The organism is Alcanivorax sp. HI0083 (assembly GCF_001635175.1).
The window spans coordinates 1-3,587 of the sequence record NZ_LWFX01001248.1 but is presented as its reverse complement, the minus strand read 5'-3'; the positions used below and the strand labels follow the sequence as shown (position 1 = coordinate 3,587).

5 protein-coding genes are annotated in these 3,587 nt (G+C 57.6%); 2 read left to right on the top strand and 3 right to left on the bottom strand.

The window, feature by feature from the left end; all coding sequences use genetic code 11:
* Together rlmKL and A3754_RS18225 are read left to right on the top strand one after the other, a co-directional pair.
* Nucleotides 1-1,239, top strand: a 1,239-nt coding sequence (rlmKL, locus tag A3754_RS18230) for a bifunctional 23S rRNA (guanine(2069)-N(7))-methyltransferase RlmK/23S rRNA (guanine(2445)-N(2))-methyltransferase RlmL (protein WP_082904802.1), incomplete at its 5' end; no start/stop codon positions are given.
* Nucleotides 1,236-1,457 (top strand): glutaredoxin family protein, encoded by a 222-nt coding sequence (locus tag A3754_RS18225; RefSeq protein WP_063520833.1) that lies wholly within the window; start codon nt 1,236-1,238, stop codon nt 1,455-1,457. The genes rlmKL and A3754_RS18225, both read left to right, overlap by 4 nt.
* A 96-nt stretch (nt 1,458-1,553) precedes the next feature.
* On the opposite strand, the gene A3754_RS18220 is transcribed toward A3754_RS18225, so the two are convergent.
* The 3 genes from A3754_RS18220 to lexA are packed head-to-tail and all read right to left on the bottom strand — an operon-like array spanning nt 1,554 to nt 3,421.
* Nucleotides 1,554-2,387, bottom strand: coding sequence for a TatD family hydrolase (locus tag A3754_RS18220; protein WP_063520832.1), 834 nt, complete (start codon nt 2,385-2,387; stop codon nt 1,554-1,556).
* A complete protein-coding gene (locus A3754_RS18215; RefSeq protein ID WP_063520831.1) occupies nt 2,335-2,751 on the bottom strand; it encodes a DUF1499 domain-containing protein in 417 nt (138 codons plus the stop codon). The genes A3754_RS18220 and A3754_RS18215 overlap by 53 nt, the downstream gene beginning before the upstream one ends.
* A 55-nt stretch (nt 2,752-2,806) precedes the next feature.
* Entirely contained in the window at nt 2,807-3,421 is a 615-nt protein-coding gene (lexA, locus tag A3754_RS18210) for a transcriptional repressor LexA (RefSeq protein WP_063520830.1), read from the bottom strand.
* Nucleotides 3,422-3,587: the final 166 nt, after the last annotated feature.

Sequence of the window (3,587 nt, the reverse complement as noted above, 5' to 3'; positions counted from 1 at the left end):
GTCGCCAACGGCATTGTGGTGGGTAATCCTCCCTGGGGCGAGCGTCTTGACGAGAAACAGCAGGCGGGCTGGCTACACTATTCTATCGGCCGGATTCTTGCGGTACGCGCGCCGGGTTATCAAGCGTTGTTGTTAGGCGCCGATGTGGATGTGATGGATCGTTCCGGGATGAACCTGGAACAGCAATGGCGCTTGAAGAACGGGCCTTTCAATAACTTTATTCGCCTGTATTCCCCGCGCAAGCAAACGCCGCCTGCGGTGGCGCAAGTCGCTGATGAGGGCGCTTTTAATGTGCCGGAAGGCGCGCAGCCTTTGCTCAACCGTTTGCGTAAAAACGGCAAGCATCTGCGCCGCTGGCTGGAGCGGGAAGATATCCAGTGTTATCGCCTCTATGATCGCGATCTACCGGAATTCAATGTGGCGGTGGATATCTATGGCGACCAGGTGCTGGTGCAGGAATTCAAGGCACCGAAAACGATTGACCCTGAAAAAGCCAAGGCGCGGCGTGACTGGGCGGTAACGGCGGTGCGGGCGGCTCTTGGCGTGCACCGTGAGCAAGTGCACCTGCGTACGCGCGAGAAACAGAAGGGGAACCAGCAATACCAAAAGCTGGATACCCAAGGGCACTATCGGGTAGTGCGGGAAGGTCAGGCTCAGTTGCTGATAAACCTGCAGGATTACCTTGATACCGGTTTGTTTCTGGATCACCGCCCCACGCGACTGCGCATTGCGGAGCAGGCTAGCGGGAAACGCTTCCTGAATCTGTTTGCCTACACCGGTTCAGCCACGGTGCACGCTGCCGTCGGTGGCGCCAAGCGCACGGTGACCGTTGATTCGTCGAAACGCTATCTGGACTGGATGGCCTGTAACCTGGCGGCCAACGGCTTCTCCACCGACCAGCACGAGCTGGCCCGTATGGATGCCATGCGCTGGCTGGATGAGTGCAAAGAGCAGTTCGATCTGGTGTTCTGCGATCCGCCCACCTTTTCCAACAACAAATCACGCAGTGACTTTGTGGTGGAAGAACACCATGGCGACCTGATTCGCAAAATCATGCGTTGCCTGGAGCCGGGTGGGGTGTTGTATTTCTCCTGTAATTACCGCCGTTTCCAGATGGATGAAAGCATCAGTAAATGGTTCGACGTGGAAGATATTTCCCGCTGGAGTATCCCGGAGGATTTCCGGCGAAATGAAAAAATCCATTACTGCTACGCGATTCGTCATGTGGAGGACGCATGACGGTTGTGCTCTATACCACCCTGGGTTGTCACCTTTGTGACCAGGCCAGGGAGCTGGTGGCCATGGTGAATCCGGGGCTGGTGCTTACCCCGGTGGATATCGCCGAGGATGATGCCTTGATCGAACAGTATGGTGAGCGGATTCCGGTGTTGGTGCGTGAGGGCAAAGAGCTGGCCTGGCCATTTGGCGTGCTCGACGTGCAGCAGTTCCTTTCCTGAAGTTGTGGTTGCCGGGTTATACCTTCCAGGCTTTCTGTGCCCTTGGGTAAACCCGACCCGCAGCCTCCGCGGTTCCGTGATGGAACAGCGTCCCGGTTAGCGAAATAACGCTAACGCATTGTGATAGGTCATGGCGGCCACGTCCGGTGTCTGCTGACCACGTAACTGTGCGACCTGCTGGCCAATCCAGGGGAGTAGCGCCGGTTCGTTACGGCGTTTTTTTGGGGGGGCTTCCGGCAGGTCCCGGGGCAGCAGGTAAGGGGCGTCGGTTTCCAGCAGCAGGCGCTGATCCGGAATATTGGGCACCAGTTCTGCCAGTGGCTTGCCGCGGCGCTCGTCGCAAACCCAGCCAGTAATGCCGATATGGCAATCCAGATCCAGATAGCCAAACAGCGCCTGACGTGACCCGGTGAAGCAATGTACGACCGCGCCGGGCAAGTCATCGCGAAACGCTTTCAGGATGGGTAGAAAACGCTCGTGGGCGTCGCGCTCATGGAGGAACACAGGCAGCTTCAGCTCTGCCGCCAGTGCCAGTTGCGCTTCGAAGGCGCGTTCCTGGTCCGGGCGGGGAGAGAAGTCCCTGTTGAAATCCAGCCCCATCTCACCTGCTGCTTTTGTCTGCTCATGGGCGAGCAATTCTCGCAGTTCTTTTTCCAGGGCAGGCGAGTAAAAGCGGGCGCTGTGCGGGTGCAGACCAGCGGTGGCGAACAGGGTGGGATATTCGCCGGCCAGGGCAATGGCGGCGCGTGACTCGTCGATACTGGTGCCGGTAATCAATTGCCAGGCAACCCCGGCCGTGACCGCCCGTTCAATCACCGTGTCGCGATCGTCGTTGAATTGCCGATCGGTCAGGTTAACGCCGATATCGGCCCATTGCTCAGGCCCGGTGTTCTGCGTTTTCGAAGGTGTGTTGCTGTGAGGTGCGGTCATCGGTGTCCTGTTCAGATAGCTGCTCGCGCAGAGATTCTACCCGACGACGGTTAGCACCTAAATCCCAATACCCCGCCCGCGAGGCCGAGCGCACTTCCACCACGCCATTATCGCGAACATAGAAGGTCACATCGTCCACAAACCGCAAGATTCGGCTGGTGAAGCGGGCCTGGATGCGTGATTGGCCGACCACGTCATATTCCACGCGGGGCAGGCTGCCAAGCAGGCTTTCCAGCTTTTTCAGGCTGCTTCCCCGATCGGCGCCAGCCTGCAGAGGGGCTACGCGCTTATCGCTCTGTGTGGCCAGGCTGGACACACAGTTCGGAGAATCGGGGCAGGGCGCAAGAAGATGGGTTTCAGCCATGGCAAACGCACTCCATACAATCAGGCAGATACCTATACCCGTGTGGATACAGGCTTTAATAAGAATTCGGGTCACGAATCAGCCCCACAAATATGCCTTCGATGATAAGTTGATCAGCGGGCACCTTGATGGGCTCATAGGCTTCGTTGGCCGGCAACAGGGTGGCGCTGGATTTGTTCAACTTTAAGGTCTTCACTGTGACTTCTTCGTCAATGCGAGCCACAACGATTTCCCCGGACCGTGCCACATTGGATTTGCGCACGGCAATCAGGTCCCCATCGAAGATACCTGCATCCACCATACTGTCGCCCTGAACCTTCAACAGATAGGTAGGGCGTTGCTTGAACAGCCCCTGGGGCACCGGCACCGTGCGCTCAACGTTCTCGATGGCTTCAATGGGAACACCAGCGGCGACTTTGCCGACAATGGGCAGTTCCTCTTCGCCCCAATAGGCATGATCCAGCAACTGGATGCCGCGAGAACGATCGCTGTGCAGTTTTATGTAGCCCTTACGCTCCAGGGCGCGGAGATGGTCGGACGCCGCATTCTTTGACTGGAACCCCATGATGTCGGCGATCTCTGCGCGGGTTGGGGCCATGCCGCTGTCCGAGAGACATTCACGGATGCAATCGAGAACCTGTTGTTGCCGGTCGGTAAGTTTGCTGCTCATAACCTTCTCCCTGTTTCCCGCAGAGTGGAGCGCTTGTCAATCTTGCCGGGGCGCTCTTGTTCGGTGCTAGCTGCGCGATTCGTGTAGGCATTCATATGGTTGTTTGCCTGAGCTTGTAAGTCTTGGCTGACAGGCAGTGCTACATTCAGGATGCTAGCATGGATGC

What these genes read in the sequence shown, in the direction of transcription:
- A3754_RS18225 (WP_063520833.1), top strand. Translation starts at nt 1,236, where the DNA reads ATGACGGTTGTGCTCTATACCACCCTGGGTTGTCACCTTTGTGACCAG.
- A3754_RS18220 (WP_063520832.1), bottom strand. Translation starts at nt 2,387, where the DNA reads ATGACCGCACCTCACAGCAACACACCTTCGAAAACGCAGAACACCGGG.
- A3754_RS18215 (WP_063520831.1), bottom strand. Translation starts at nt 2,751, where the DNA reads ATGGCTGAAACCCATCTTCTTGCGCCCTGCCCCGATTCTCCGAACTGT.
- lexA (WP_063520830.1), bottom strand. Translation starts at nt 3,421, where the DNA reads ATGAGCAGCAAACTTACCGACCGGCAACAACAGGTTCTCGATTGCATC.